This window comes from Fibrobacter sp. UBA2449, from assembly GCF_002342555.1.
Taxonomy (GTDB): Bacteria; Fibrobacterota; Fibrobacteria; order Fibrobacterales; family Fibrobacteraceae; genus Fibrobacter.
Genome location: NZ_DDQF01000019.1, coordinates 78,026 through 102,059, shown reverse-complemented (window position 1 = coordinate 102,059; position 24,034 = coordinate 78,026). Strand labels below are relative to the sequence as shown.

17 protein-coding genes are annotated in these 24,034 nt (G+C 55.3%); 14 read left to right on the top strand and 3 right to left on the bottom strand.

Annotation, left to right across the window (positions count from 1 at the left end; genetic code table 11):
- Positions 1–17: 17 nt before the first annotated feature.
- The 8 genes from B4B27_RS11875 to B4B27_RS11840 all read left to right on the top strand — a co-directional run bounded on the left by B4B27_RS11875 (position 18) and on the right by B4B27_RS11840 (position 13,774).
- Positions 18–3,044, top strand: coding sequence for a CotH kinase family protein (locus B4B27_RS11875; RefSeq protein ID WP_290726792.1), 3,027 nt, complete (start codon positions 18–20; stop codon positions 3,042–3,044).
- 96 nt (positions 3,045–3,140) lie between these two features.
- A complete protein-coding gene (locus B4B27_RS11870; protein ID WP_290726789.1) occupies positions 3,141–4,199 on the top strand; it encodes a hypothetical protein in 1,059 nt (352 codons plus the stop codon).
- A gap of 1 nt (position 4,200) precedes the next feature.
- On the top strand, positions 4,201–4,749 hold the full coding sequence (locus B4B27_RS11865; protein ID WP_173365439.1) for a TlpA disulfide reductase family protein: 549 nt from the start codon (positions 4,201–4,203) through the stop codon (positions 4,747–4,749).
- 34 nt (positions 4,750–4,783) lie between these two features.
- Positions 4,784–8,197 carry an MFS transporter gene (locus tag B4B27_RS11860; RefSeq protein ID WP_290726784.1) on the top strand — a complete coding sequence of 1,138 codons (3,414 nt, stop codon included), beginning with the start codon at positions 4,784–4,786 and terminating at the stop codon, positions 8,195–8,197.
- Positions 8,198–8,218: 21 nt separating this feature from the next.
- Positions 8,219–10,798: an NPCBM/NEW2 domain-containing protein gene (locus B4B27_RS11855; protein WP_290726781.1), complete on the top strand. Its 2,580-nt coding sequence runs from the start codon at positions 8,219–8,221 to the stop codon at positions 10,796–10,798.
- Positions 10,795–11,889 (top strand): glycosyltransferase, encoded by a 1,095-nt coding sequence (locus tag B4B27_RS11850; RefSeq protein WP_290726779.1) that lies wholly within the window; start codon positions 10,795–10,797, stop codon positions 11,887–11,889. The genes B4B27_RS11855 and B4B27_RS11850 overlap by 4 nt, the downstream gene beginning before the upstream one ends.
- Before the next feature lie 3 nt (positions 11,890–11,892).
- Complete coding sequence (locus B4B27_RS11845) at positions 11,893–12,588, top strand: hypothetical protein (RefSeq protein ID WP_290726776.1); 696 nt, start codon at positions 11,893–11,895, stop codon at positions 12,586–12,588.
- A 4-nt stretch (positions 12,589–12,592) separates the two neighbouring features.
- Positions 12,593–13,774: a mechanosensitive ion channel family protein gene (locus tag B4B27_RS11840; protein ID WP_290726774.1), complete on the top strand. Its 1,182-nt coding sequence runs from the start codon at positions 12,593–12,595 to the stop codon at positions 13,772–13,774.
- A 15-nt stretch (positions 13,775–13,789) separates the two neighbouring features.
- Here B4B27_RS11840 and B4B27_RS11835 read toward each other — a convergent pair whose 3' ends face one another.
- Both B4B27_RS11835 and B4B27_RS11830 read right to left on the bottom strand, forming a co-directional pair.
- Positions 13,790–15,163 carry a winged helix-turn-helix domain-containing protein gene (locus tag B4B27_RS11835; protein ID WP_290726771.1) on the bottom strand — a complete coding sequence of 458 codons (1,374 nt, stop codon included), beginning with the start codon at positions 15,161–15,163 and terminating at the stop codon, positions 13,790–13,792.
- A 76-nt stretch (positions 15,164–15,239) separates the two neighbouring features.
- Positions 15,240–16,244: a glycoside hydrolase family 16 protein gene (locus B4B27_RS11830; RefSeq protein ID WP_173382136.1), complete on the bottom strand. Its 1,005-nt coding sequence runs from the start codon at positions 16,242–16,244 to the stop codon at positions 15,240–15,242.
- Between the two features lie 458 nt (positions 16,245–16,702).
- Here B4B27_RS11830 and B4B27_RS11825 point away from each other — a divergent pair, with 458 nt between their 5' ends.
- From B4B27_RS11825 to B4B27_RS11800, 6 genes are all read left to right on the top strand, one after another.
- Positions 16,703–16,978, top strand: coding sequence for a chorismate mutase (locus B4B27_RS11825; RefSeq protein ID WP_255252354.1), 276 nt, complete (start codon positions 16,703–16,705; stop codon positions 16,976–16,978).
- Positions 16,975–18,189 carry a prephenate dehydrogenase/arogenate dehydrogenase family protein gene (locus B4B27_RS11820; protein WP_290726766.1) on the top strand — a complete coding sequence of 405 codons (1,215 nt, stop codon included), beginning with the start codon at positions 16,975–16,977 and terminating at the stop codon, positions 18,187–18,189. The genes B4B27_RS11825 and B4B27_RS11820 overlap by 4 nt, the downstream gene beginning before the upstream one ends.
- Positions 18,189–19,562, top strand: a complete 1,374-nt coding sequence (locus B4B27_RS11815; protein WP_290726764.1) for a 3-phosphoshikimate 1-carboxyvinyltransferase — start codon at positions 18,189–18,191, stop codon at positions 19,560–19,562. Before B4B27_RS11820 ends, B4B27_RS11815 begins: the two co-directional genes overlap by 1 nt.
- A gap of 10 nt (positions 19,563–19,572) precedes the next feature.
- The gene (locus B4B27_RS11810; protein WP_173365429.1) at positions 19,573–20,454 is read left to right on the top strand and encodes an NAD(+)/NADH kinase; all 882 of its coding nucleotides are present in this window, start codon (positions 19,573–19,575) and stop codon (positions 20,452–20,454) included.
- Positions 20,455–20,515: 61 nt separating this feature from the next.
- The gene (locus B4B27_RS11805; protein ID WP_290726761.1) at positions 20,516–20,908 is read left to right on the top strand and encodes a hypothetical protein; all 393 of its coding nucleotides are present in this window, start codon (positions 20,516–20,518) and stop codon (positions 20,906–20,908) included.
- A 10-nt stretch (positions 20,909–20,918) separates the two neighbouring features.
- The gene (locus B4B27_RS11800) at positions 20,919–21,344 is read left to right on the top strand and encodes a hypothetical protein (RefSeq protein WP_290726759.1); all 426 of its coding nucleotides are present in this window, start codon (positions 20,919–20,921) and stop codon (positions 21,342–21,344) included.
- A 120-nt stretch (positions 21,345–21,464) separates the two neighbouring features.
- Here B4B27_RS11800 and B4B27_RS11795 read toward each other — a convergent pair whose 3' ends face one another.
- The gene (locus tag B4B27_RS11795) at positions 21,465–23,999 is read right to left on the bottom strand and encodes a DNA gyrase/topoisomerase IV subunit A (RefSeq protein WP_290726757.1); all 2,535 of its coding nucleotides are present in this window, start codon (positions 23,997–23,999) and stop codon (positions 21,465–21,467) included.
- Between the last annotated feature and the right edge of the window lie 35 nt (positions 24,000–24,034).

The following is a 24,034-nucleotide window of genomic DNA, read 5'->3' as shown; positions in this document are numbered from 1 at the left end:
GGGGGTATAATTAGGGTATGCATATCAGGAAGTCATTTTTCTGGTGCATGGTGTGTTTTGGCTTGGCATGCGTGGTGGCATGCTCCGACGACTCCGGGACGGACCCGGTTTCTCCCGATTTGGGTGCCGATGGCCTTTCTAGCGGCGGTGAGGTAATTATTGGCGAGGACGGCCAGCCCGTCTTGACGAGTTCTGCGGGCGAACTGCCGCTTTCGCAGGGTGGCGACGGGACTCTTGTTCCCTCTTCTTCTTCGAAGAAGGACGATGGTTCGCACGATGGTCCTCTACCTGGTGAAGACCAGCAGATGGTCGCGGTCGATACACCGCTTACCTACGTGGGCAATTTCCCGGTGATTTTCTCCGAGGTTTCGCCCGAGAATGCGAATTTCAAGGATAACGACGGCAACGACCCGGGTTGGGTCGAACTCTACAACACGAGTGACGCTCCGGTGAGCCTCAAGGGAGTGGCCCTCAGTAATGACGCGAAGTTCCCGCGCCGTTGGGTGTTTGGCAATGCGACCATACCCGCGAAGAGCCACATGATCGTGTTCCTTTCGGGTAAGAACTATCCCGACTACATAGCACCTTCCGATTCCGTGAACATGATAGGGAGCAACTGCAGTTCCGAGTCATCTTCGGGTGGGTTCGGCGCATTCCCCGGCATGGGTGACTGGGGCGGCGGCATGAATCCCGGTGGTGGCATGAATCCCGGTGGCGGTGCCGGAGCTGGAACAACGACTACGAATGCGGAAAATTTGCCGGGCAAGTCTGCCCTGTGCTATAACGAGGGCGGAGTGAACCAGGTTGGTGCCGTGGTGAAGGTTTCCCCGAACAAGGGCTCGTACACGCGCGTGGTTGTCAATGCGGCTTCTAAACCGGGCAATGCCGACCAGCTCGTGGTGCGCGGGTTCATTACCAAGACCCACAAGATTCGCCTGAACTTCAAGGAAGGCGATGCGATGAGCGACTGGAGCGGCAAGAATCTTCGCGGTACGGGCGACTCCTCTGCGGTGTACTACGTGAGGCTCAGCGACAATGCGAGCGAGATCAACCGCAACAACATTACCGCAACGACGTTTGCGACCGAGACTGCGGGCAGCGAATCCACGACGATCAAGATTACCTCGTATATCGCGCGCAAACGCGGGCACGAACCGCACACAACCTTCAAGGCCGAAAATTCGGGCGCGCTCTTCCTCGTAGACGAGAACAACGCCATTCTCGATTCTGTAAGCTATTCCTCGGTCCCGACGGGGGCTTCCTGGTCGCGTGATGCTGCGGGCAAGTGGGGATTTGCGTCTCCTTCGCCTTACGGTAGCACGACTGGCGAAGTGTTTGCCGTGCAGGCGGAGTCCGGCGAGGTGAACATTCCGCCTTCGGGCTTCTATTCTTCTCCGGTCTCGGTGTCGTTCCCGGCGGGCACGCGCTGCGAGCAGGGCGGTGCCGAAGCTACGGCAAGTTCCCCCGTGGTGCAGTCCCTGAACGTCTCTTCCACGACGGTGTTCCGTTGCCGTACCTATGCCGACGGCAGCTACCCGAGCGACGAGATTATCCGTACCTACGTGTTCGAACAGCAGCCGTCCCTCGCCGCAATATTCGTGACGACCGACCCGCTTTCGATGTTCAGCGCCGATTCCGGCCTCTACATGACGGGCAATAGCGCAAGCATGATGGACCCGAAGTACGGTGCGAATTTCTGGAGCAACCGCGAACTCCCCGTGTACGTGGAACTCTTTGAACCCGGCTCCCCGAAGACACCTGCGTTCGGCGTGATGGGCGACTACAAGATTTCGGGCCAGTACAGCCGCGCGAAGGAGAAGAAGTCCTTCTCCGTGACGCTCCGCGAGGAATATGGCAATAAGCGCCTCAAATACCCGCTTTTCCCGGACTATCCGGAACTCAAGAAGTTCAAGGCATTCTCGCTCAGGAATTTTGGCAACAACAGCGGTGACGACTACGTGCGCGACCGCATCGGAACCCAGATGACGGAAGGCCTGGGTGTCGATTACCAGCACGGGCGCTATGTGATAGTGTACTACAATGGCAAGTACTACGGCATCCATGACCTGCGTGAACGCAATAGCGAATACTACTACGAAACGCGCTACGGGCTCGACCCGAACGATATCGACCTTCTCGATGCGAACAACGATGCCTCGGCAGGTTCTTCTACCGATTACAAGGCGATGGTCGATTGGTTGCAGGGCAACGAGCTTACAAGCGAAGCGAACTACAACAAGATTGCCGAACAGGTCGACGTGGAAAACTACATGAACTACATGGCGGCGGAAATGTTCGTGAATAATGGCGACTGGCCGCACAACAACATGAAGAAATGGCGTGTGGCTAGCCAGAAGAGCAAGTGGAAGTGGTTCCTGTACGATGTGGACTTCGGATTCGGCGCCGGCTACAATACGCAGAACAGTAACGTGTTCAGCTACGTGACCAATGCGAACGGTACGAACGGCATGGGTATGATGATGCCGGGCATGGGCCAGCAGGGTGGTCAGCAGTCGGGCGGTTCCATCTCGGAACACACGATTCTCATGATTCGCCTGCTCGGAAACGAAGGCTTCAAGAAGGCGTTCATCAACCGATTCTGCGTGCTCCTTTCGATGAACTTCGCTGCGGACCGTCTCGTGAAGCAGATTGACGTGCTCCAGAGCCAGGTGCAGTCCGAGATGTCTCGCGATGCCGAATTCTGGGGCTACAACGCGGGCTCCTTCGGCACGAATCTCGAGAAGATAAAGAGTTTCGCGCAGAGCCGCCAGCAGACGATTATGAGCGAAATGCAGCAGTACTTCAATCTTGGTGAAACGGTGAAAACAACGTTGTCTGTGCAGGGCTTGGGCGAAATACGGGTGCATAACCTCCCGCTTGATCAGTCGAGCATTGCGGCAAGTTTCTTCAGGGATGTTCCCGTGACGGTGACTGCGGTTCCGAAGTCGGGCTCGGTATTCGCGGGCTGGAGCGACGGCAACCAAGAGGCTACACGCACGTTCAATCCGGGCGAAGTGACGACTCTTACGGCGAATTTCCGCTAAACAACTCTCATCTACTCCCCAAAGGGTGCCGGCTCAGGCCTGCACCCTTCTTTTTGGATTGACTGAGGGTTGATAAATATTTATTTTCGTAGCACGATGAAATGTAAAACTTGTATCCCCAGTCTTGTACTCGTGGCGTTTTCGTCCATGATGTTTTTCGGGTGCGCATCCCAGGATCCGCAACCCGCGACGAATCCGTCCTATGGTACGCAGCCTCCACCCAAGGTCTCTCTCATGCAGGAACTGAAGATGCATTCGTGCCCTGAAGGCAGTTTGCAGGGTGTGGGGACGGCAGAAGACTACGACCAGGCGCTCAATATCGCCGTCATGAAAATCGCACAGCAAATCCAGAGTTCCGTAAAGGCGGCCAACACGTCTATCCGAAAGGAGGACATGTCCAGCGACGGCTCGGAAGCTATACAGTCTTCATTTGAAATGAAATCACAGGTCTCGGCCCAGCTGCGGAATATGCAGGACGTCCATCCCATGACGACGCTTGCGCGCGACGGCATGACGGGTGTCGTGGCCTGTATGTCCCGTGAAGATGCGGCGAAGCCTTATAGGCAGGATTACCAGAGCGCCCGCGACGCGCTGGTCTCGTCGATGGCGGTTCTCGACATGACGACGCATCCTCTTGAAAAGTTCAGCAACTACGACATCATGGTTGATGCCTACAGAAAGTACAAGGCTGCAGTTCTCGTCTTGGAATCGATAGGCTTCAAGGACGGCTACGGCGATATTGAGGAAAACTACAAGAAGTCGCTCGAAGGCTACAACGACTTCAAGAGCCGCTACAAGGTCTACTATGATGGCTCGTTGGAAGCGGAGGAGGCGATGAAGATTTTCCAGGAACTTTCGAAGAAGGTCTTCTTGCAGACGATGCTGGATTCGGCATGTGAGGTGGGGCTCGTGCTCAGCCTCGAACTTTCGGATCCGAAATGCAAGGAAGGTGGCCTTGGAATCACTTGCACCGAGGTCGTCGCCCTGAACGGCAGTTCCTGCTCCGGAGAAACTTACTTTACTCTAGGCGCGACCCTCAAGGGGGTTGGCCGTTTTGACGAAAACGAAGCCAGGGGTAAGATTGTGAATAGCATCGACAAGGGCGACTTGATTGCTGAGTGGATGAAAGAACTCGGTCGATGGATTGCGAGGTAATATGAAAAAGCTGTTTGTGGTGTTCTTGGTTCTTGCTGCATTCTTTGCTCCGGCGTCTTTTGCTGCCGATTCCCAGAAATTGCCTCTCCCGGCTGAGATAAAGGATTCGGTCCCGTGGTTTGCTGTGCGTGAACTCAAGAATGATAATACGCCTTTCACGAGGACTCACCTTCAACGTCTGGTGCAAAAGTATGACCGTGTCGCGCTGGTGTATTTCGCTACGTGGTGTGTCCCGTGCCGCGCGGGGCTGAAGCAGATTGTTGCTCATCAGGCTGAACTTGCGCAGGCGAAAACGGGAATCGTATTGGTGAATGTGGGCGAAAAGGAACCTTCCAAGGTGCAGTCGTTCCTTCAAAAGATTTCTGCCGACAAGCTTCCCGCCATTACCGATCCATTTGGACGGATGACGGAAGGTTTTGGACTCATCAAAGCGGGCCAGAACATCACTCTTCCAAAGACGATAGTTGTCGACAAGAACCTCAAGGTGAAAATCCTGGTGGGTGAGGAAGGGGATGACTATGTCGAACTGCTCAAGGGGAACGGCCTTTAGCGCACAACATTTTTAACTTCGGGGGATTGCCGAAATGAAAAAAATCAAGGGCTCCTTTTCGTTTTTTGGACTTGCGTTTACCCAGGTGGCGGTGTCGACTGCGCTGGTTGCTTACACGGAACTTGTGCTTTCGCGTATGGGATTTACGGCGACGGGCTCGTGGCAGTTCTATGTGCTCCATTTGCTTTTCCTGTTGCCCTGCGTGCTCTTGCTGACTCCTGCGGGCTTTGTTTCGGACAAGTATCCCAAGGAACGCATCCTCCTGTGGACGTCCTTGCTCTCGCTCCCTGTGGTGGGCCTGTTCTGTGCTGGCGCCTACCTTGATGACCTCCGCATGATGTTCGGGGGAATCGCTCTGTTCTTTGTCCTGCAGGCGTTCCAGAGCCCGGCCAAGAATGGCTACCTGAAGGAACTGGTCGGCGTGCGGTTCCTTGCGGGCGGCAGCGGCACCTTGATGATTGTCACCTTCCTCGGGCTCATTTTTACGGGCGTGGCTCTTGCGTTCGCTGTCCGCGAAAATATGATTCTGCAGGTTCTTTACACGCTTGGTGCTCTGCAGCTGTTCGCTATTTTCTTTGCCGTTAGGCTCCCGTCAATCGGAGCTTACGACAAGGACCTCAAATTCCCCTGGAAGTATTACCTGTCATCCAAGTATGCGCGACGCAAGATGGCGAAGGCGTGGAAGAACAGGTCGCTCCGTCAGGCGATTATCGGTCAGGCGATGTTCTGGGTCATGATATTCCTCATGGTGTTCGTTATTCAGGACCAGTTCAGTTCGGGGTCGCTGTTTAATCAGGATGTCCTCGCGAATTATGCCATCTTCGGTGCTGCGATTGGTTTGGTTGCGGGGTTCTTCTTCGCGATGCGGATGTCGAAGGACTTTATCGAGATGGGCCTGATTCCGATGGGAACTGCCGGGGCGTCGATCTTGCTGTTCCTTATCCCGCTCATTCCGAGACCTTACAATGCAATCGCGTTCGCGCTTCTCGGATTCAGCGGCGGCATTTTCGCCCTCCCGATGTTTGCGACGATGCTCTACAACACGAAGCCGCGCTCTGCCGGACATGTGCTTTCGCTTTCGAACGTGGTGCAGAACCTTTGCATTATCGTTATCGACGTGCTTGCGATTGTGGCGATCCGCTATTTCGCATTCGACCGGATGAACCTCTTCTTCATCCTCGGGGTAGTCTGCCTTGCGGGGACAATCTGGGCGCTTTGGGCCATGCCGCAGACTTTGCTTCGCCAGCTGTTGCGCTCCGTGCTCTCGATACACTACAAGTTCCTGGTGACGGGCGTGCAGAATATACCGTGGGAAGGTCCGGTGCTCCTGGTAGGTAACCACATCTCTTATATCGACTGGGCCATGATCCAGATGGCGAGCCCGCGTCCGATGCGTTTCGTCATAACGCGTCGCCCCTTCGAAAAGTGGTATGTGAAGTTGCTGCTGTCGCAGATGGAAACGATTGACCTCGATATCTCGAATCCGGGGCCAGCGATGGAGGAGGCGAGGAAGGCCCTCCTGCGCGGGGAGGCCGTGGTAATGTTCCCCGAAAATGCGATGACTTCGACCGGCAACATGAGCCGTTTCCGTCTGGATTATTCGGCGGCTATCAAGGATGTTCCGCGCGTGAAACTTTTGCCGTTCTATGTGCAGGGCCTGTGGGGAAGTAGCTATTCCATGGCCGATGCCGGCTTCAAGGACATGGTGCATAGCGGCGGACGAATCGTGACGGTTGCCTTTGGTGATGAGCTTCCGCTTGATTCGAACCCGATGATGGTGAAACGCGCTGTGCAGGAACTTTCGATTACCGCGTGGACCACCTACATCCGCAAGCTGCGGCCGGTTGCTTCGGCCTGGATTCGCACTGCCAAACGTGTCGGTAGCGGTCCGGCCGTGTTCAGCCCGGATGGAAACCACCTCTCGGCACATGCGCTTGCGGCGGCGGCGCTCTCGTTCGGCGCTATGATAGAGAAGCTGACCAAGGGCGAAAAACAGGTGGGCGTGCTTATTCCGCCGTCCGGTCCGGGCATCATCGTGAACATGGCGTGCCTCCTCAAGGGCAAAACCGTCTACAACCTGAACTACACGAATACACCCGACACGATGGATTATTGCTGTGGCGTGGCCGAAGTGAAGACGATTATCACGGCCCGCGTGTTTGTCGAGAAGTTGAAGCAGAAGGGACTCCCGATGGAAGTGTTGCTCGACAAGTACAAGGTCTACTACATGGAAGACCTGAAGGGGCAACTGCACAAGTCGACGCTCGTGAAGAACTTCCTGCGCGTGATGCTCTTGCCCGCGTGGTACCTGGAGCTTCGCTTCTTCAAGAAGGTCTCGCTTGATGACGTGGCGACTATCATTTTCAGTTCGGGTTCCGAAGGCCGCCCCAAGGGTGTGGAACTCACGCATCTTAATTTGATGGGCAATATCAAGCAGTGCGAAAGCGTGCTTCTGCCGACCGCGGAAGACGTGTTCCTCGGTTCGCTCCCGCTGTTCCATGCGTTCGGGTTCTCCATCACGACGATGCTTTGCCTTGTGGAAGGCGTGCCGGTGGCGACTTGCCCCGACCCGACGGATGCAAGGCTCGTGTCGCGCATGTGCGCCCAGTTCAAGGTGTCTATCATGGTGGCCACGGGCACGTTCTTGCGCATGTGGGGCCTGAACAGAGCTGTGCATCCGCTGATGTTCTCGCATGTGCGTAGCATTTACGCCGGCGCCGAGAAGATTCGTGAGGATGTGCGCCAGCTGTACCGTACCAAGTTCAAACTCGAGATTTTCGAGGGTTTCGGTTGTACGGAGACGACTCCGGTGGCGGCGGTGAACACGAGGGACGTGCTCATGGATGACTACAAGACGGTTATCGAGGGCAACAAGCCAGGTACCGTCGGCGCTCCGCTTCCGGGAACGCAGTTCCGCATTGTGGATCCGGATACCATGGAAGAACTCGGCGTGGGCGAGGACGGCCTTATCCTTATCGGTGGAGCCCAGATCATGAAGGGCTATCTGAAGAATCCGGAAAAGACTGCGCAGGCGATTGCGGTCATCAATGGCAAGCGCTGGTACAAGACGGGAGACAAGGGCCATGTTGATGAGGACGGCTACCTGACGATCGTGGACCGCTACAGCCGATTCGCGAAACTCGGTGGCGAGATGGTGAGCCTCGGGTCGGTGGACTTCAAGATTTCGGAATGCTCGCTGTTCGACGAGATTGACCACTTCGCGGTAGCTGTCCCCGATGGCTCCAAGGGCGAAAAAATCGTACTCGTGTATGCGGGCGAAAAATCCGAAGACGAAGTCAAGGACATGCTCAAGCAGGTGGGACTCCCGCCGCTGATGCTCCCCGGTGCCGTGGTGAAGGTTGACGTGCTTCCGAAACTCGGTAGCGGCAAGAGCGACGTGCAGACCGGCAAGAAAATTGCGATGGAACGGTTGGGAATACAAAATTAGGAGTGAAACATTAGGATTTGTATGAGTGCAAAGAGTAGTGAAAATACTGTTGTAAAAGAAGAAAAGAATAATCGGAAATCGGTGGCTGAGTCCCTGCACGAATGGGTGAAATCCCTTTGCCTGGGCAAACCGCAGGCGGTAATGCTTGCGACGACGCTTGTCGTGATGCTTGCCGCGTTCCTCATATTCAATAACCTTTCCGTTTCGTTTGCAAGGCGCTGGGATATCGACTGGGGCTACTACGCCATCCTCTCGACATTTATTCTGCTGGTTGCGGGTGTCGTGGTGAACATGCCCTTCGTTGCAAAGAACATAAAGGGCTTTTTGCCCGAGGGCAAGAGCTTATGCGGTTTGCTAGTGCTGCTGATCCTCTTTTCGGTGTTCATGTTCGGCAACATCAGCAACACGCACCGCGTGCTGAGCGACGAGACGAGCTGGGAATCGATGGGACTCCAGATGTATTTCCGGCATACGGGCGGCATCTGTAACGAAGGCGTATGGACCGACGGTGTTCTTGACTGCAAGACGGAAGTGAACAACTTCAAGGGCAAGGCGCTCGGGTTCGTGTATTCGCTCGTGTTTAACTTCATGGAACCGAATCGCGATACGGCGCTGCTTGTGAACTACCCGTTCTATATCCTGAGCCTCATCGCGTTCTTCCTCGCGCTCTCCAAGTGGTTCAGGAGCGGCAGGCTCGCGCTGGCGGCGACCGCGTTCTTGGGCGGTATGCCCATTTACCTGCTGCAGGCCCGCTCGGCATCTACCGAAGTGCTCTACATTTGCCTGCTCGCTTTCCTCATGGCGTGGTATGCGTTCGTACCTACGAATAAGGTAACGTGGAAACACTTCTTGCTGACGGTCCCGCTGCTCGGATTCTTTGCGCAGACCCGCCAGGAGACGGTGTTTGCGTTTATTCCGTTCGCGCTCTACTACTACCGCTACTTTCTCGAAAAGCCATACCGCCTGCCGGCCTTTGTTGCCGCCGTGATTGCGGTGAGCTGGCCCAGCGTCAACAACATGGCTGCCTATCGCGGCTACGACTTCCAGGGCGGTGAACATGCGGCGCACTCGTTTGAGAACCTGTGGTTCAACCTGAAAACCAATTTGGAAGTCATGCTGAACATGAACCTGTTCGAGGGTCCTGTAAAGATGATGCAAGACCCGAACTTTGGTGGAATCCTCCAGAACCCGTTCTATACGACGTTCACCGTGATTCTTCTGTTGGCGACGATTTGGCTCCTTGTCCGCATGGTTGTATTCCGCCGCTATGTGCGCGGATTTATCCTGGGCATATTCTTCTGCCTCCAGATTTTTGTCATCATGTTCAATGTGTCGGGAACGTTCACGATTGATATCAACCAGCGTTACGTGCTGGTGGCGCTTCCGATGTTTGCTCTCTTGATGGCGCTCGGTCTCTATGATGCGCTCGAGTTTTCGACCAAGATGCGCAAGGACGCCGCCGCGACGATTGTCATGGGGCTTGCTTGCCTCCTTACGCTTGGGCTTATGGTGTACCATGCCCCGAGTTACCGCAACAACATGCTCTATTACAAGAACAGGTTGCTTGGGGAAGAGGAATTCCTGAATACGGAACTATCCAAGTTTCCCAAGAATTCGGTGTATATCTATGCGCGCCCGTGGCAGATGCTTGCGCAAGGGCATAGCGCTTTCAGCGAGCGCACCTTTGAAGGCTGGAGTACCGAAGTCTTTGCGGAATGGATGCAGAAGTCCGGCGGTAACATCTACCTGGTGCGTGGTCAGGACGGCTACGGCAAGGTGAACCGGGACAGCCGTGTGGTTGGCTTCAAGACGACCGACCAGATTGACCAGATTCTGGAAGGCTACAAGCACGAGCGCGTGTTGGTGAATTCCAAAGATTTCGGCTATCCGCTGGTCATTTACAAGATTATTTCGAAGAAGGGCGTCTCGCACTACGCGCAGAACTTCATCGTGTCGGAACAATCCGGTGGCCGGATTGTCCTGAACAAGCATTTCCCGGAATCTATCGCCTGTGACTACACGCTCAATGGCGAACACTACGGAGAATTGCTCTTGACCGTCGATTCGGATTCGCTGCTGCTTGATTCGACGAAGGTGCGTGCAGGCATGAACAGGGCTTTCTTCTCGTGCTCCATGCCCGATGGGGATACCCTTCCCGTTTATCGCGATTTCTTTGTCGAATCGGAATCGGTGGCGTTGCTTTCGTCTATCAAGATGGGTAGATTCTCTCAGGATTGGGGCGCGCCGCAGCTCAACGAGTCCGTGGAACACCACAAGCTGACACTTGACGGAGAACCCTTCCGCTACGGAATCGGTAGCCATGCGAATTCTGTCCTGGAGTTCACGCTTCCGCGTCATTTCGATGTGTTGCATGCGGTTGTCGGGCTGGATGACGAAAGTGCCTGTGGCGACGGTGCATCCTTCGTTGTCGAGGCTGGGGGTCGAGAGGTCTTCCGTTCCAAGAGGCTGTATTCGACAGAAAAGCAGAAGATTGACGTGGAAATCAGTGGTGCGACTTCCCTGGTGCTCCGTATTGATATGGGCGAAAACAAGGACTGTGACCACGGCGACTGGGCGGACGCCTGGCTGGAGGCCCGGTGAAAATCCTGGTAGCCCCTTTGGATTGGGGGCTGGGGCATGCGACGCGTTGCGTGCCCGTCATACGGGAGTTCATGGCGCAGGGAGCTGATGTGGAAATTGCCGTAGTCAAGGCGAATGCGGCTTTCTTTCGCGAAGTTTTTCCCGGATTGCGGCAGCGCCTTGCTCCCGGATACAACGTGGTCTATCCGAAATACGGTGCCAACATGGGGCTGTGGCTCCTGAAAAACACGGCGCACTTGAATGCGGTCATGCGCTACGAGCACCGCTATGCCGAAGAAATGGTCGATCGCCATGGCTACGATATCCTGTTTTCGGATAACCGTTTCGCGTTCTATTCGAAGAAAGCCTACAATGTCTACATGACGCATCAGAGGCGAATCGCGTTCCCGCCTGCACTTTCGGCGTTCGAAGGTGTGGGAATCCGTTGGCACGAGGCCCGCATGCGGCATTTCGATGAAGTGTGGGTTCCCGATGTGGCGGAATTTCCCGGTTATGCGGGGGCGCTGTCGCATTTGCAGTCCCGTAGTGAGCCTAACGTCAAGTTTGTGGGCCCGCTTTCCCGTTTTAGCGTGGATATGGCCAAAGCCTCGGCGAGTCCGTCGGGTATGGCCCAGTACAGTTCCGTCGCTGTGGTTTCGGGAGTGGAACCCGCTCGTTCCCGGTTCGAGGCGAGCTTGCACGAAATACTGCGTGCGCTTCCGGGGCGGCACCTGATGATTCTCGGTAAACCTCAGGTTCCGCGCAACTCCTGGACCGAAGGCAATGTCGATTTTTGCACGCACCTGCCAACGGAGGCTTTTGCGGAAGCCGTTCGCAATGCCGACTGGGTCATAAGCCGTGGCGGTTACAGCACCGTGATGGACATGGCATTTTTGGGGGCTCGCTGCATTTTTGTCCCGACTCCAGGCCAGTATGAACAACTTGTTCTTGCTCGTGAACTCGCTTCGGCGGGTTATGCCGTCCATATTCCGGAACATGGGTTGTCGGTCAAGTCGTTCGAAGAATCTTTCAAGAAAAAAGTCAAGCTCCCGAAGCCCGGAGAAAGGGGTCTGTTGCAGGGAGCTGTTGAAGGGCTGCTTGCCCGAGGATAAAGTATGAATCAGTTCGTTCTCGCATTCCCGATTCCGATTCCCGCTTCCGAGATTTTCAAGTTGACGGATACAGTATCCGTATTGCCCGAAGCGAAGTCGCTGCTTGTCCCCGGCTGCAGCGTAAGTTTCAAGGTTGCCCGAAATGGCGCTGCTGCGGGACTCTCGGATATATTTAAGGAACACAGGGACATTTCTGGAGAAGAGGCGTCGGCTATCGATTCCCACAAGTCGCTCCTGTTCTTGCTTGGCACCTTGAAAAATACCGATGACCTCCGCATGGTGAATACGGCTATCTTGAAGTTGCTTTCTGCCGGCGCGGCCGGTGTCTACATGCAGCATTCCGGTACTGCCTGGACTGCGGATGCTTTCCGCGAGGAACTGGGCGATGGCGAATTCCCGATGGATCCCTGGATTAACTTTGTCGAAAACGCTGATACGCTCTATACGCTTGGACTTGAAGTGTTCAACTCTCCGGACCTTTGTATTGCGAAGGGGGCCTTGTCCGAGAATGCGCTCCGTGATGTCCTTGCGGTCGCGGCCGATTCCATATTCTCGGGCGAGGTTTCCTCGAAGTCGGGAACCGAGATCGATGCGGGAGAATCCGGCGCTTTCGTCCTCCGTAGCGAAATAAAGAATCCATTTCCGAAGGATTCCCCAGAATACAACCGTCAAGGAATCATGCGTCTGATAAGGAAGTAGAACAATGCCCATCGATAACGAATACGTCAACCTCGCTTTCCTTCTTTCGGCAATCGCGTTTCTCTACCTTGCGATCTATGCGGTCATTATGCCGCTCCTGAAGCATTGGGCAAAGAAAAACCCGAGCGCATTCAACAAACTCCTGGTCGAGCGGCATGTGGCCTCCCGCCTTTTGCAGGTGATTCCCGCGACGGCGTTTTCGACGACTGTCTCGCGGATTTTCGATGCGGAGGGATGGATTTACGATTTGTGTTCCAGGGTGGCGAACATCTGGTATACGCTTCTCTCGTTTGCGATCGCCTGTTCGGTTCTCGATGTGGTGGAACATTTCAACGGCATCAACGAACGGACAATGAAGAGGCCGCTCCATGGAATTTTCCAGGCGATAAAAGTCGCTCTATTCTGTATCGCGGCAATCTTCATCGTGAGCCAGGTGACGGACAAGAGCCCTGTCATCATCTTCTCCGCGCTCGGTGCGATGGCGACGGTACTCATGCTCATTTTCAAGGATTCGATCCTGGGGGTCGTCTCGGGCGTGCAAATCAATATTTCTGATTTGCTCCGCAAGGGAGACTGGATCGAAATCGAGCGTCACCATGCCGACGGTACGGTTATGGACATCACGCTCACCTCGGTAAAGGTGCGCAACTGGGACAATACGATTTCGGTCATCCCAGCCTACGACCTCATCACGAATTCGTTCCGTAACTGGCGTGGAATGCAGGATTCCGGCGCTCGACGCATCAAGAGGTCTCTGTTTATTGACCAGAAGAGCATCCGTTTCCTCACTCCCGCCGAAATTGAAAGCTTGTCCAAAATACAGATTCTGGCTCCGTATCTGGAAAAGAAGACCCGAGAAATTGCAGGAGAGCCTTCCAAGGCGAACCAGCTCGGCGTGGACCAGGGGACTCTCGATCCCGAGGTGCTCAATAGTCGTCATCTCACGAACATTGGCACGTTCCGCGCCTACTGCACGGCTTACCTGCGTTCTTGCGGGACGATAGCCCAGAATTTGACGCTCATGACGCGTCAGCTGGAGCCGACGCCGCAGGGGCTTCCTCTTGAAATCTACGCTTTTACCAATACGGTCGTGTGGGAAGATTACGAAGGAATCCAGTCGGATATCTTCGACCATATCCTTGCCGCCATGCCTGAATTCGGGCTGGAGCTATACCAGCGGCATTAGCGCTAGGCTTTCTTTTTACTTTTCTACGACGTTCCCGAGAATCTGCTGGATTTTCCGCTGCATGCGGAAAGCGTCGGAATTGGCGATGGTGTAGAACATGTGGTCGACGAGCGCCAGCGTGTTGAAATCGTAGGAGGGAAGGCGCAACAGGTAGCTTTCGGCGGAATTGTCGAATGCAAAAATCTCGCCCAGGTTGTTAAGCGTCCCTTCTTCCTGCATTTCGAGAAGCATGCTTGCGGTGTCGTCGTTCACGCATACGATCGGAATGTTCCTGTAATCGCGGTCGTGCATCATCGAAGATATTTTTTGTTTGAGCAAATCGCGTGCGTAGGATTCTACGGCATGTTTTTCGACCTTGCCTCGCGCAATCTGCTTGAAGTCCCAGGGACTCGCGAATTCGCTGTCGGTGTATTCGATGACGTTGAGGCCTGCAATTCGCAACCCCTCCAGCCGGTCGATGGACCATGAACTGTTGTGATATGGCGAAAAGAACGCAGCCTGGTTGATTCCGTGGGATATCAGGAACTTGCCCATTTCGACACCCGGGGATGTTCCGAATGTGGAATTGAAGAAGGTCCAGTTTTCCTTTTGCAGGTAGCGTGGAGGGAGGCCTCCCAGGGGGTGCTCCCACCAGACGGCGACGGGGTACTTGACGCCGGCGAACATTTGGAGCAACTTGAGCGGTTCCATCACGAGCAGGGTTGATAGCACTGCTCCCACGGCATTCTGGAAATCGGTGAGTTTTCGGGGCTTGCCGCTTCGGTCAATGAGCGTGTCGCTGTTTTCGTTGATGCCAAGTAAAATAAGCTTGTAATTTTCGGCGCCCGCCTTCTTGTAGACCATCCGCAAGAAATCCATTTCTCGTTCACTCTCGGCGGTGAATCCGCCCCAGCTGTTGCAGCGGGTGACGAATACGATTTCGCTGAGGGAAGGCTTGCCTGCACTTTCCCTTTTGCGGATAAAGTTGTATAGGCGGCCGGTCCGGTTTAGTGTGCCCTGCTGGATTTTATCGTTCAGGAACTTGCGAAGGACCGCCTGCGATGTATTGTAGCGTAGCACGAGTTCCTTCATCAGGGGGAGGGGCTTGTCAAGGCGGAAGGTGCCGCGGTCCCAGTCTTCGTTGAAAAGCCGCTCCAGTTTTTCGGAGGCGGATTCCCGGACTGTGGGGACGACGTTTCTGTCATAAAATTTTGCGATGCCGCCCTGGGTCCAGAAGCAGCCTTTTCCCTGGATGCGGCAGATGAGTTTTTCCTTTTCGAGGTTCCGAAGGGCGGCTTGGACGGTTCCCGATGAAATTCCGTAGGCTTTCATCAGAGCGCGGACGCTAGGGAGCCTGTCTCCGTCCTTGTGGGGGAGTTCAGTGATGATTTTCTCCAGTTCCTCTCGCATACTTTTCGAATATAGAAAAAAACAGACCTACGCAACAATTGCTGCGTAGGTCCTGTTGTTTGGGGGGTGTTGTTATTTAAAAGCTGAAGTTGACGCGGTAGCGTTTGCGGGGGTCATTGGCGCGGGTCTCGTTGACGCGGGCGCCCTTCGCATTCACGGTTCCGCGGATTTGCTTGTTCTGCACCTGCATGCGGACCGGCTGGATTGCTTCTGTCGCGCTGGAGGAGCTGGGCGGTACCGTGATTTCGCTGCTACTGGAGGATGTCGGCGTCGGACCCGGTTCTGTGTCCTGGGGAACCTGGCCGGTGAAACTTTCCTGACCCTTGCGGGTGAGGGCGAGAATCAGCATGCCGTCTACGGAGTAGATATTGTTCGGGGTCAGGTCGACGCGGTTGCCGTCGAAGCTCCAGTTTCCCTTGGCCCAGCGATTGGCATCAAAAGTATCGAAGTTGTCGATCCAGTCGAGTGTGAAGTCGCTGCCGTTTTCTCCCTGGCCCGGGGTGTACTTGTAGACCTTGACCCAGTTGATGAACTGGAAAATCGGGAGCTTAGATTCGTCGAACTGGCCAACCCAATCAGCGCTTTCGGAAGACCAGAGGTTGAAGCGGAGGCCCTGGGTGCCGATGAGGTTCTCGACCTGGTTCTTGTTTTCGCCCTTGACAGTCTTGCGGACTTCTTCACCGTCGAGAGTCCAGCGGACATAATCAGGAGTCCATTCGATACCGTAGGTGTGGAAGGCCTGGTCTGCGGCGGGGTTGACAGCGTGATGCTTTTCGGAGGTCTTCTGGGCGCCAGCCTTGCCGGTAATGATGTTGGACTGGAAGCTGCTGGGGTTCTTGCCGAGCACTTCGATGTCGACTTCGACCCAGCGTTCTGCGGAGGCCTGCTCGGAGCCGTTCTGGTAGAGGAACATGGAACTGACGGTCCCCGAAATGGCGGCCATTTTCATACGGGCTTCAAACTTGCCGTAGGTAAACTCGTTCTTGGTGTAGAGTTCTGCACCGCTAAAGTCTTTTGCGTTGACGGATGCTGCCATGGCTAGTACCGCTAGAATTCCGATTGTTTTCTTCAGGTGTTTCATAGTTGGTCTCCGATCCATACACAAGTAGAAAATAGAATCGAAGCCTGCGTTTCGCAATGCTTCGAAAGTTCTAAATGAACAAAGTGTGTCAAGTGTGTTTGTTGCGGGCCGGTTTTGGCTGTGTTTTGGCCGTGTTTTGGCTGGGAAAAATGCAAAAATGCCGAAATTGGGGACTAAATGGGGTGAATTTGGGGCGTTTGGTCCCCATTTTGTTAGTTTGTGTGTTAAAAATATTAGTTTGTTGTAAAAGAACGGTGCGAAAAACGCCTGTTTTTGGCCTGGAAATAACCTGAAATCATCCTTTCGCGGTTTTTTTCGGGGGAATTATGCTACTTTGTTCTAGAAATTGGGTACTAAAAGTGCGAAAAAGGGGGCGTTTAATCCCCAATTTTTGTGAAATTGCCCCTGTGTGGCGTGCGCGGACATAAAATTACCCTCTTTTTTCTATCTTTCGGCACATGGATTCCCATATGGAAATAGACGATTGGCGCAAACGCATCGATGAACTCACCGATACGATTATCTCGCTTTTGAACAGGCGGGCGGAATTCGCGACCGAGATTGGCAAGCTCAAGAAAGAGAAGGGCCTGCCGGTGTTCGACGCGGCCCGCGAAGAGGCGGTGCTAGCCGCTGTCGCCGAGAAGGCGGTTAAGGCGGGTGGCCCGCTCCCGCCGGAATCTATCGTGAATATTTTCCGCACGATTATGGAAGAGACCCGCAAGGTGGAGGAATGATGAAGCGGATAGCCTTGGTGGGTTTTGGACTTCTGGCAGGTTCTATCGCTTCTGCGCTCAAGCAGGCGAAGCGTCCGACGGTCATACGCGCGGTAAGTTCGCCCGCGACGCTTGCACGCGCCCGCGAGTTGGAACTAGCGGACGAGTTTTTTGAATACGCGCAGGTAGAAGAGTGGTCCCGCGACTGCGACCTCATTTTGCTGTGTGGCCCGATTCTGCATATTTTGAAGACGATTGACGCGCTTTCGCAGGTGGAGTGGGCCAAGGAGGCCGCGCTGTCTAATGGTGCATCTAACGGCGCCGCGTGCCTCGTGAGCGATATCGGGAGCACGAAGGTCGAAATCTGCAGGGCGGGTTCCAAACTGCCGGCCCCGTTCAAGTTTGTGGGCAGCCATCCGATGGCGGGTTCCGAGAAGCGCACCTGCGAATACAACGATCCCGCGATTTTCGAGAACGCCTACTGGTTCGTGTGCCCGCCCGAGGGGACGGCCGAAAGCGTTTACGCGCCGCTCCTTGAACTCGTGAAGTTCCTCGGCGCCTCCGCAGTAGTTTTCCCGCCGGAACATCACGACCGCACTATGGCGTGGGTTTCGCACATGCCCCAGATGCTCAGTTCTACTCTGGCGGCAAGCATCCCTGACCGCCTGCTGAGCCACAACTACCAGCACTATGCGGGGCGCGCATTCCGCGACATGACGCGCATTGCGGCAAGCGGGTGGGCGATGTGGCACGATATTGCCGTCACCAACCGCGACGAGACGGTGCGAGCCTTGACCGAGGTTCGCGATGGCGTGAACACGACAATCGAGGCGATGCAGAAACTCGACGTGGTAAAGGACGGCAGGCCTGCGGGTGGTTCGTTCGATGCGACCCGCGGTTCGGTAGCCGGTGGAAAATGCGCCGACCGTTCCGATTCGCTGGAAGAAATTTTCAAGGCGGGCAACGAGGGGCGTGCGAGCCTGTTCGCTCCTGGCCGGAACGCCGCTGCCGCATTCTTCGAGATTACGGTGCCGCTCAAGGACAAGCCGGGCGCGCTTTTGAGCGTGTTGCAGCCGCTCGCAGAAGAGGGACTCAACATCCGCGACATTGAACTCATGAAGGTCCGCGAGAACGTGGCGGGCACATTGCTGATTGCCTTCAAGACCGAGGACGAGGCCGCCCGCGCGGTCAAACTGCTCCGTTACCTGGGTTACGAAGTTAAGGAACGATAATGGAATTTGCGTTAAATCCCGACAGGGAACGGATGGACCTTACGCTTTTGATGGGCCTGTTGGTAAACGGGCGCACCGTGCTCGACGATTTTGCCTGGGCCAGCGGTTCAGAACGTTTTGCGCAGGCCCTCGCCGAATTCGGGCTCCGCTATGAACTGCACGGGCATCAGCTGGTGCTTGACGGCAGGGGCTTCCAGTATGCGCTCCCGTCGATGCTCCCGTATGATTTTCCGGAGCAGGAGAACGTGCTCCTGTGGACGCTCGCGAGCAAGGATTCCGAACAGGTCTATACCTTTGCGGCTGAAAATAGCGAAGCGGGGGCCGCTGCGGTTGCCGCAGCAAAGGTGACCCTCCAGAAATATTTCAAGGTGGAACTTGAATCCGATGAACCTGCAAGGCTCGTGTTCCGCTTTGCGCCCGAAGAACCCGCGCTCAAGAAGGATTCGCTCGGGAACGTGCCCTATATCATGCGTAACAGGCTCTTGCTCCGGACACTCGTGCGTGCGGAATACGTGAGCTTCGAGGAACGCTCGCTGGTTCATGACCAGTGGACAAAGATGCTCATGTACTTTGGCGTGCCCCTCCGTTACGAGGGGCGCGGCATGGAGCAGCTGAGCGAGTTCGAACGCCGCCTGATGATGGCGCAGGGCAAGAAGATTGAACGCACCCAGATGACGGAGCTTGCGGAAACCCGCGTGATTACCGGGCGCGATTACTACGTGCCGGGCGATACGACCGAGGCTACAGCCTTTGCCCTGCTCACGACCATCGGCAAGGTACCCAAGGGTAATGTGGTAAAGCTTTTGAACGTGGACCTGAACAGCACCCGTGCGGGGGCGCTCACTTGCCTCAAGCGCATGGGCGCAAACATCGAGACCGTGACCCGCAGGGAAAAGTTCGGCGACGTGTACGGCGATGTGGAAATCTACCCGATGGAAGCGGGCAAACGGCTACAGGGCAGGCGCTTTGGCGAAGACGCCATCGCGACGTCGCTTTCAGATTATGCGTTCCTCGCGGTGGCGGCGTGCTTTGCCGAGGGCGAAACCATCCTCCGTATTCCGAAGGAAATTCGCTCCGAGATGCGCGTGTCAAACGACTTCTTGGCAGAAAACCTGCGGAAGACCGGCGTGGAAGTCGGCGTGTACGATGACGGGCTCGTTATTCGCGGGATGGAAACCATCGTGAACGGGAGCGACTTTGACGGCGGAAATTCACCCGAGGCGGGGCTTGCGCTTGGTGTGCTTTCTATTGCCCTCGAGAATGATGAACCGGTGGCGAATGCAGATGCAGTCGAGGCGATTTTCCCGGGCGTTGTCGAAAAGCTGAAGCAGGTGTTTGTCTCCGAGGCTCCCGCGAACGAGGGCAAGGAATAGGGGGAGGATCATGAAGAAGTTTTCGAAAATCGGAATCGTCGGTTTCAAGGACAAGAGTGCCGACCTCGCGAACGCTCTCGACCAGATTGCGGATTGGGCAGCGACGCACCCGAAGGTGGAATTCTTTGCGCTTGATTCCCTGAAGGGGCTTGCCAAGAAGCCGATTCACGTGATCAAGGAATCCGGGCTTTCGCGCATGGACCTGCTTCTTGCTATCGGCGGGGACGGCACGGTACTTTCTGCCGCGCATATCGCGCTCGGGCACAATATTCCCATACTCGGAGTGAATGCGGGCCGCGTGGGGTTCCTTGCCGAAAGTCGCGTGGAAGGCCTTGCAAAGACGCTCGATGACTTGCTTGCGGGTGACTTTTCTACCCGCGAACGCATGATGATTGACGCAGTCGTTTATCGCGGTCGCAAGGTGGTCGCAAAACAGACTGTCTTGAACGAGGTCCATGTTCGCGCGCACATGCCCGACCGCATGGTGAACGTGAACGTGGCCTACAACGGCACGTGCCTTACCGAATACTGGGCTGATTCCCTGCTGGTTTCTACGCCGACGGGTTCTACCGCCTATAACCTCGCGGCGGGTGGCCCTATCATCCACCCGAGCACTCCTGCCGTCGTGCTCACGCCCGTCGCTCCTAGCAGTCTCTCCGTGCGCCCGCTCGTGCTTTCGCTTACCGACAAGAAGCTTGAGATTGTCTCTGCGGTGGAGCGTCCGCTTGACCTCGTGTTCGATGGCCGTACCGCCTACGAAATGAAGGTGGGCGAGAAGGTCGTGCTGAGCGAATGCAAGGCCGTGACGACGTTTATCCGCATGCGCCATACCGGATTCGTGGGCGCACTCCGCGAAAAACTTGGTTGGACGGGGAAACCGCGCCTCGCTTAATTTTTGAAATACTATATTAGGTTATATGAAAATCCTGCGCTCTTTATTATATGTTTTTTTGATGGCCGCGATGTGCCATGCCGGTGCTGTTGCCGACAAGCAGATGGATAAGGTCGAAAAATTCCTTAAGAAGTCCAAGTACAAGGATGCCGCCTCGTCTTTGTTGGATTATGGCATGGATATGAGTAAAGAACAAAAGGCGGTGGGAGTTTCGCAGTACGCCGGGTATTTCGAGAAATTTGTCAAGCAGCATGGCAAGGTGCTGAACCATACGAAACTGCGTACCCGCCGCCTGTCCAAGTCCTATGACGAGACTGTTTACCAGATTAACTGTGAGAAGTCTGCGTGGCTGATTGTGATAACGGAATACGTATCGCTAAACGGTAAAAGCGCGTTCAGCGCATTGCGCGTGGTGACCGAGGAAGACGTATTCAAGTATTATGATAAAAAATAAAGGAGAAACTATGAAAATCAAGTCCTTAATTCTTTGCCTTTTGCTTTGCTCGTTCGCATTTGCAGGCCCGCACTCCAGCGAATGCGTCAAGGCGATGGTCGATTACCTGAAAGCAGATAAGTACGACAAGGCTTTCGATGCCGTGCTCGACGATAGCCCCTTCCTCAAGGGGAACGTGAATGTATCGAACCTCAAGATGCAATACGCTACGATATTCCAGAATATCGCGGCGCAGTACGGCAAGCCCGTGGGTTTCGAAATTCTTGGCACGAAGACTGTCGGAACGCTCGAACGCACCGGATTCCTCATCCAGTGCGAAAAAAACGCCTGGGTTATCGAGGTCTTTGAATACAACAATCCCGTTTCGAAGAAACAGTATATAGTCGATTTCAAAATCATCGGCGAAGAAGACGCCTTCGCTCGTTACGGCCTGTAATTTCCCGGGACGAGACCCGAACCGTTATATTTGAAACGAAAACCCGCGGTTTGAACCGCGGGCTTTTTGTATTTGCATTCGCGAAAGCGCTGTTTGACATCAGCGCTGTTTAACGCCGGCCTAGAACAGCGTCGGGTCTTCGGGCTCGGCGCCTGCGTCGTCGCTTGTGCCGTCGTCGAACGGGTCGGGAGGCGTGATGCGGCTCGTGCGCTTCACCTTTTTGGCGGTGAACTTGCTGCCGAGTGCCTTGTAGCTCTTGATGTCGGCGACTTCCGTCAGGTCGAGTTCTTCCTTCTGGACTTCGCGGCCCACCTGGTATTCCATGAGCTGGCGTGCGTCGTCTGTCGCGAAGAATTCAATCATCTGCGAATCCTTGTGGTCGCTGATGAGGCTGAATTCCGTCGTCATGGGGCAGCCTTCTAGGTTGAAGCGCTTCACCATGTAGTTGAAGTTCCCGCCCTCGAAGTAGAGCACGGTAAATACCTGTTCGGGGTCGAACTTGTGGACGTATTTCACGCCGGTTCCCACGAGAATCGGGTCGGCCATGTCGTGCACTCGGGCCGTACCGTTCTCCTTCACGATAAGGATCTTGTCCTTCTCGCCGAATTCGCCGATGCGGTCGCCCTTCTTCTGCGTGCTGATGAGGCCGCTGGGGGCATCGAAGTAGAGCACGCGCGCCCCGAGGGTACTTACGCCCTTGCGGATGCGCTTGACGCTCTTGACCGGGTACTTGGTGACGATGTTGCCCATCGCGCCGCGGCCCTTCACCTCGATGGTGCTGAAATCCACCTCGAAGTTGAGCTTGGTGCGCGGGCGCGGCTTGAGCGTCACTTCCACGACTTCGGCCTCGCCGTTCATGTTGCTAGAAAGGTAAAGCAGGCGGCTACCGGGCTTGTTCTTGCCCATGAAGTAGTCCTTGTCGCGGGTCACGCCGCCCACGTTGAAGCGCTTGATGTAGGCAGTGCCTTCCTTGCCGTCCTGGTGGATGACGTTGTAGATGTGGCGTTCGTCGTCCTTGTTGAACTTTTCCACGAGCACGATGTTCTTGCCCACGAAGTCCTTGTCGGAGACCTTCACCACCTTGAAGCTGCCGTCGGCCTTGAACACGATGAGGTCGTCGTATTCGGACACGTCGAAGAGGTATTCTTCCTTCTTCATGCCTGTGCCGAGGAAGCCTTCCTTGCGGTTCACGTAGAGCTTCTGGTTCGCAAGAGCCACGTGCACGGCGCTCACCTGGCCAAATTCGCCGATTTCTGTCTTGCGGTCGCGACCTTCGCCGTACTTCTTGAGGATATTCTTGAAGTAGTTCACGGCGTAGTCGGTGAGGTGTTCCTTGTTGTAGTTTACCTCTTCAATCTTCTTGTCGAGTTCTTCCAGGAATTCGTCGGCCTTCTTGCGGTCAAAGCGGCTGATGCGGCGCACCGGAATTTCGGCGAGCTTGAGGATTTCTTCGCGGGTCACTTCCCGGCGGAGTTTGCGCACGTAGGGCTTCAGGCCTTCGTCAATCAGCTGGACCATCTCGTCGTGGGTTTTCGCCTTCTTGATGACCTCGTAGACTTCCTTCTCGATGAAAATTTTCTCGAGGCTCGTCATGTGCCACTGGTCTTGCAGGTGCTTGAGCTCGTTGTCCAGTTCCCAGTCCAGCAGGTGCACCGTGTGGTCGGTGCTGAGCTTCAAAAGTTCGGTGGTGCTGCTGAATTTCGGCTTCTTGTCGATAATCACGCAGCTGTTGGCGGCTAATGTCGTCTGGCAGTCGGTAAAGGCGTAGAGTGCGTCGATGACGACCTGCGGGTCGGAACCTGCCTGCAGGTGGATCTGGATTTCCACGTTTTCGGTGGTGTGGTCCACAATCTGCTTAATCTTGATTTTGCCCTTGTCGTTGGCCGCCACGATGGAGTCGATGAGGCTATCGGTGGTGGTGCCGAAGGGAATTTCGCGGATGACGAGCGTCTTGTTGTCGAGTTTCTCGATTTTCGCACGGACCTTGAGGCGTCCGCCGCGCTGGCCGTCGTTGTATTCGCTAACGTCGATGATGCCGCCCGTGTAGAAGTCCGGGTACAGCGTGAACTTGCGGCCACGCAGGTAGTCGATGCTCGCCTGGCACAGTTCCTTGAAGTTGTGAGGGAGGATGGTGGTGGAAAGGCCCACCGCGATGCCGTCCACGCCCTGGGCCAGGAGAATCGGGAACTTCGCGGGGAGCGTCACCGGTTCCTTGGAACGCCCGTCGTAGTTCGGGATCCATTCCGTAGTCTCGGGGTTGAACATCACGTCGAGCGCAAAGTCGCTGAGCTTGCCTTCGATGTAACGCGGGGCGGCAGCCTCGTCGCCCGTAAGCGGGTTGCCCCAGTTACCCTGCGGCTCGATAAGCAGGTTTTTCTGGCCCATGTTCACGAGGGCCGTGTAGATGGAGGCGTCGCCGTGCGGGTGGTAGTGCATGGTGTCGCCCACGATGCCCGCCACCTTGTGGAAACTGCCGTCGTTCATCTCGTACATGGTATGCAGAATGCGGCGCTGCACCGGCTTGAGGCCGTCCTCGAAGTAGGGCACGGCGCGGTCGAGAATCGTATAGCTCGCGTAGTCCAGGAACCAGCCGTTGTAAAGCTTTTCCAGGTGGTTTACGTTCGAAAGTCCTAAAGTTTTCTGTTCTTCGTCCATAATTAGTTGTTAGTCATTAGTCAATAGTTATTGGC

Coding starts and splice junctions, on each gene's coding strand:
- B4B27_RS11875 (WP_290726792.1), top strand. CDS start 18: ATGCATATCAGGAAGTCATTTTTCTGGTGCATGGTGTGTTTTGGCTTG.
- B4B27_RS11870 (WP_290726789.1), top strand. CDS start 3,141: ATGAAATGTAAAACTTGTATCCCCAGTCTTGTACTCGTGGCGTTTTCG.
- B4B27_RS11865 (WP_173365439.1), top strand. CDS start 4,201: ATGAAAAAGCTGTTTGTGGTGTTCTTGGTTCTTGCTGCATTCTTTGCT.
- B4B27_RS11860 (WP_290726784.1), top strand. CDS start 4,784: ATGAAAAAAATCAAGGGCTCCTTTTCGTTTTTTGGACTTGCGTTTACC.
- B4B27_RS11855 (WP_290726781.1), top strand. CDS start 8,219: ATGAGTGCAAAGAGTAGTGAAAATACTGTTGTAAAAGAAGAAAAGAAT.
- B4B27_RS11845 (WP_290726776.1), top strand. CDS start 11,893: ATGAATCAGTTCGTTCTCGCATTCCCGATTCCGATTCCCGCTTCCGAG.
- B4B27_RS11840 (WP_290726774.1), top strand. CDS start 12,593: ATGCCCATCGATAACGAATACGTCAACCTCGCTTTCCTTCTTTCGGCA.
- B4B27_RS11835 (WP_290726771.1), bottom strand. CDS start 15,163: ATGCGAGAGGAACTGGAGAAAATCATCACTGAACTCCCCCACAAGGAC.
- B4B27_RS11830 (WP_173382136.1), bottom strand. CDS start 16,244: ATGAAACACCTGAAGAAAACAATCGGAATTCTAGCGGTACTAGCCATG.
- B4B27_RS11825 (WP_255252354.1), top strand. CDS start 16,703: ATGGATTCCCATATGGAAATAGACGATTGGCGCAAACGCATCGATGAA.
- B4B27_RS11820 (WP_290726766.1), top strand. CDS start 16,975: ATGATGAAGCGGATAGCCTTGGTGGGTTTTGGACTTCTGGCAGGTTCT.
- B4B27_RS11815 (WP_290726764.1), top strand. CDS start 18,189: ATGGAATTTGCGTTAAATCCCGACAGGGAACGGATGGACCTTACGCTT.
- B4B27_RS11810 (WP_173365429.1), top strand. CDS start 19,573: ATGAAGAAGTTTTCGAAAATCGGAATCGTCGGTTTCAAGGACAAGAGT.
- B4B27_RS11805 (WP_290726761.1), top strand. CDS start 20,516: ATGGCCGCGATGTGCCATGCCGGTGCTGTTGCCGACAAGCAGATGGAT.
- B4B27_RS11800 (WP_290726759.1), top strand. CDS start 20,919: ATGAAAATCAAGTCCTTAATTCTTTGCCTTTTGCTTTGCTCGTTCGCA.
- B4B27_RS11795 (WP_290726757.1), bottom strand. CDS start 23,999: ATGGACGAAGAACAGAAAACTTTAGGACTTTCGAACGTAAACCACCTG.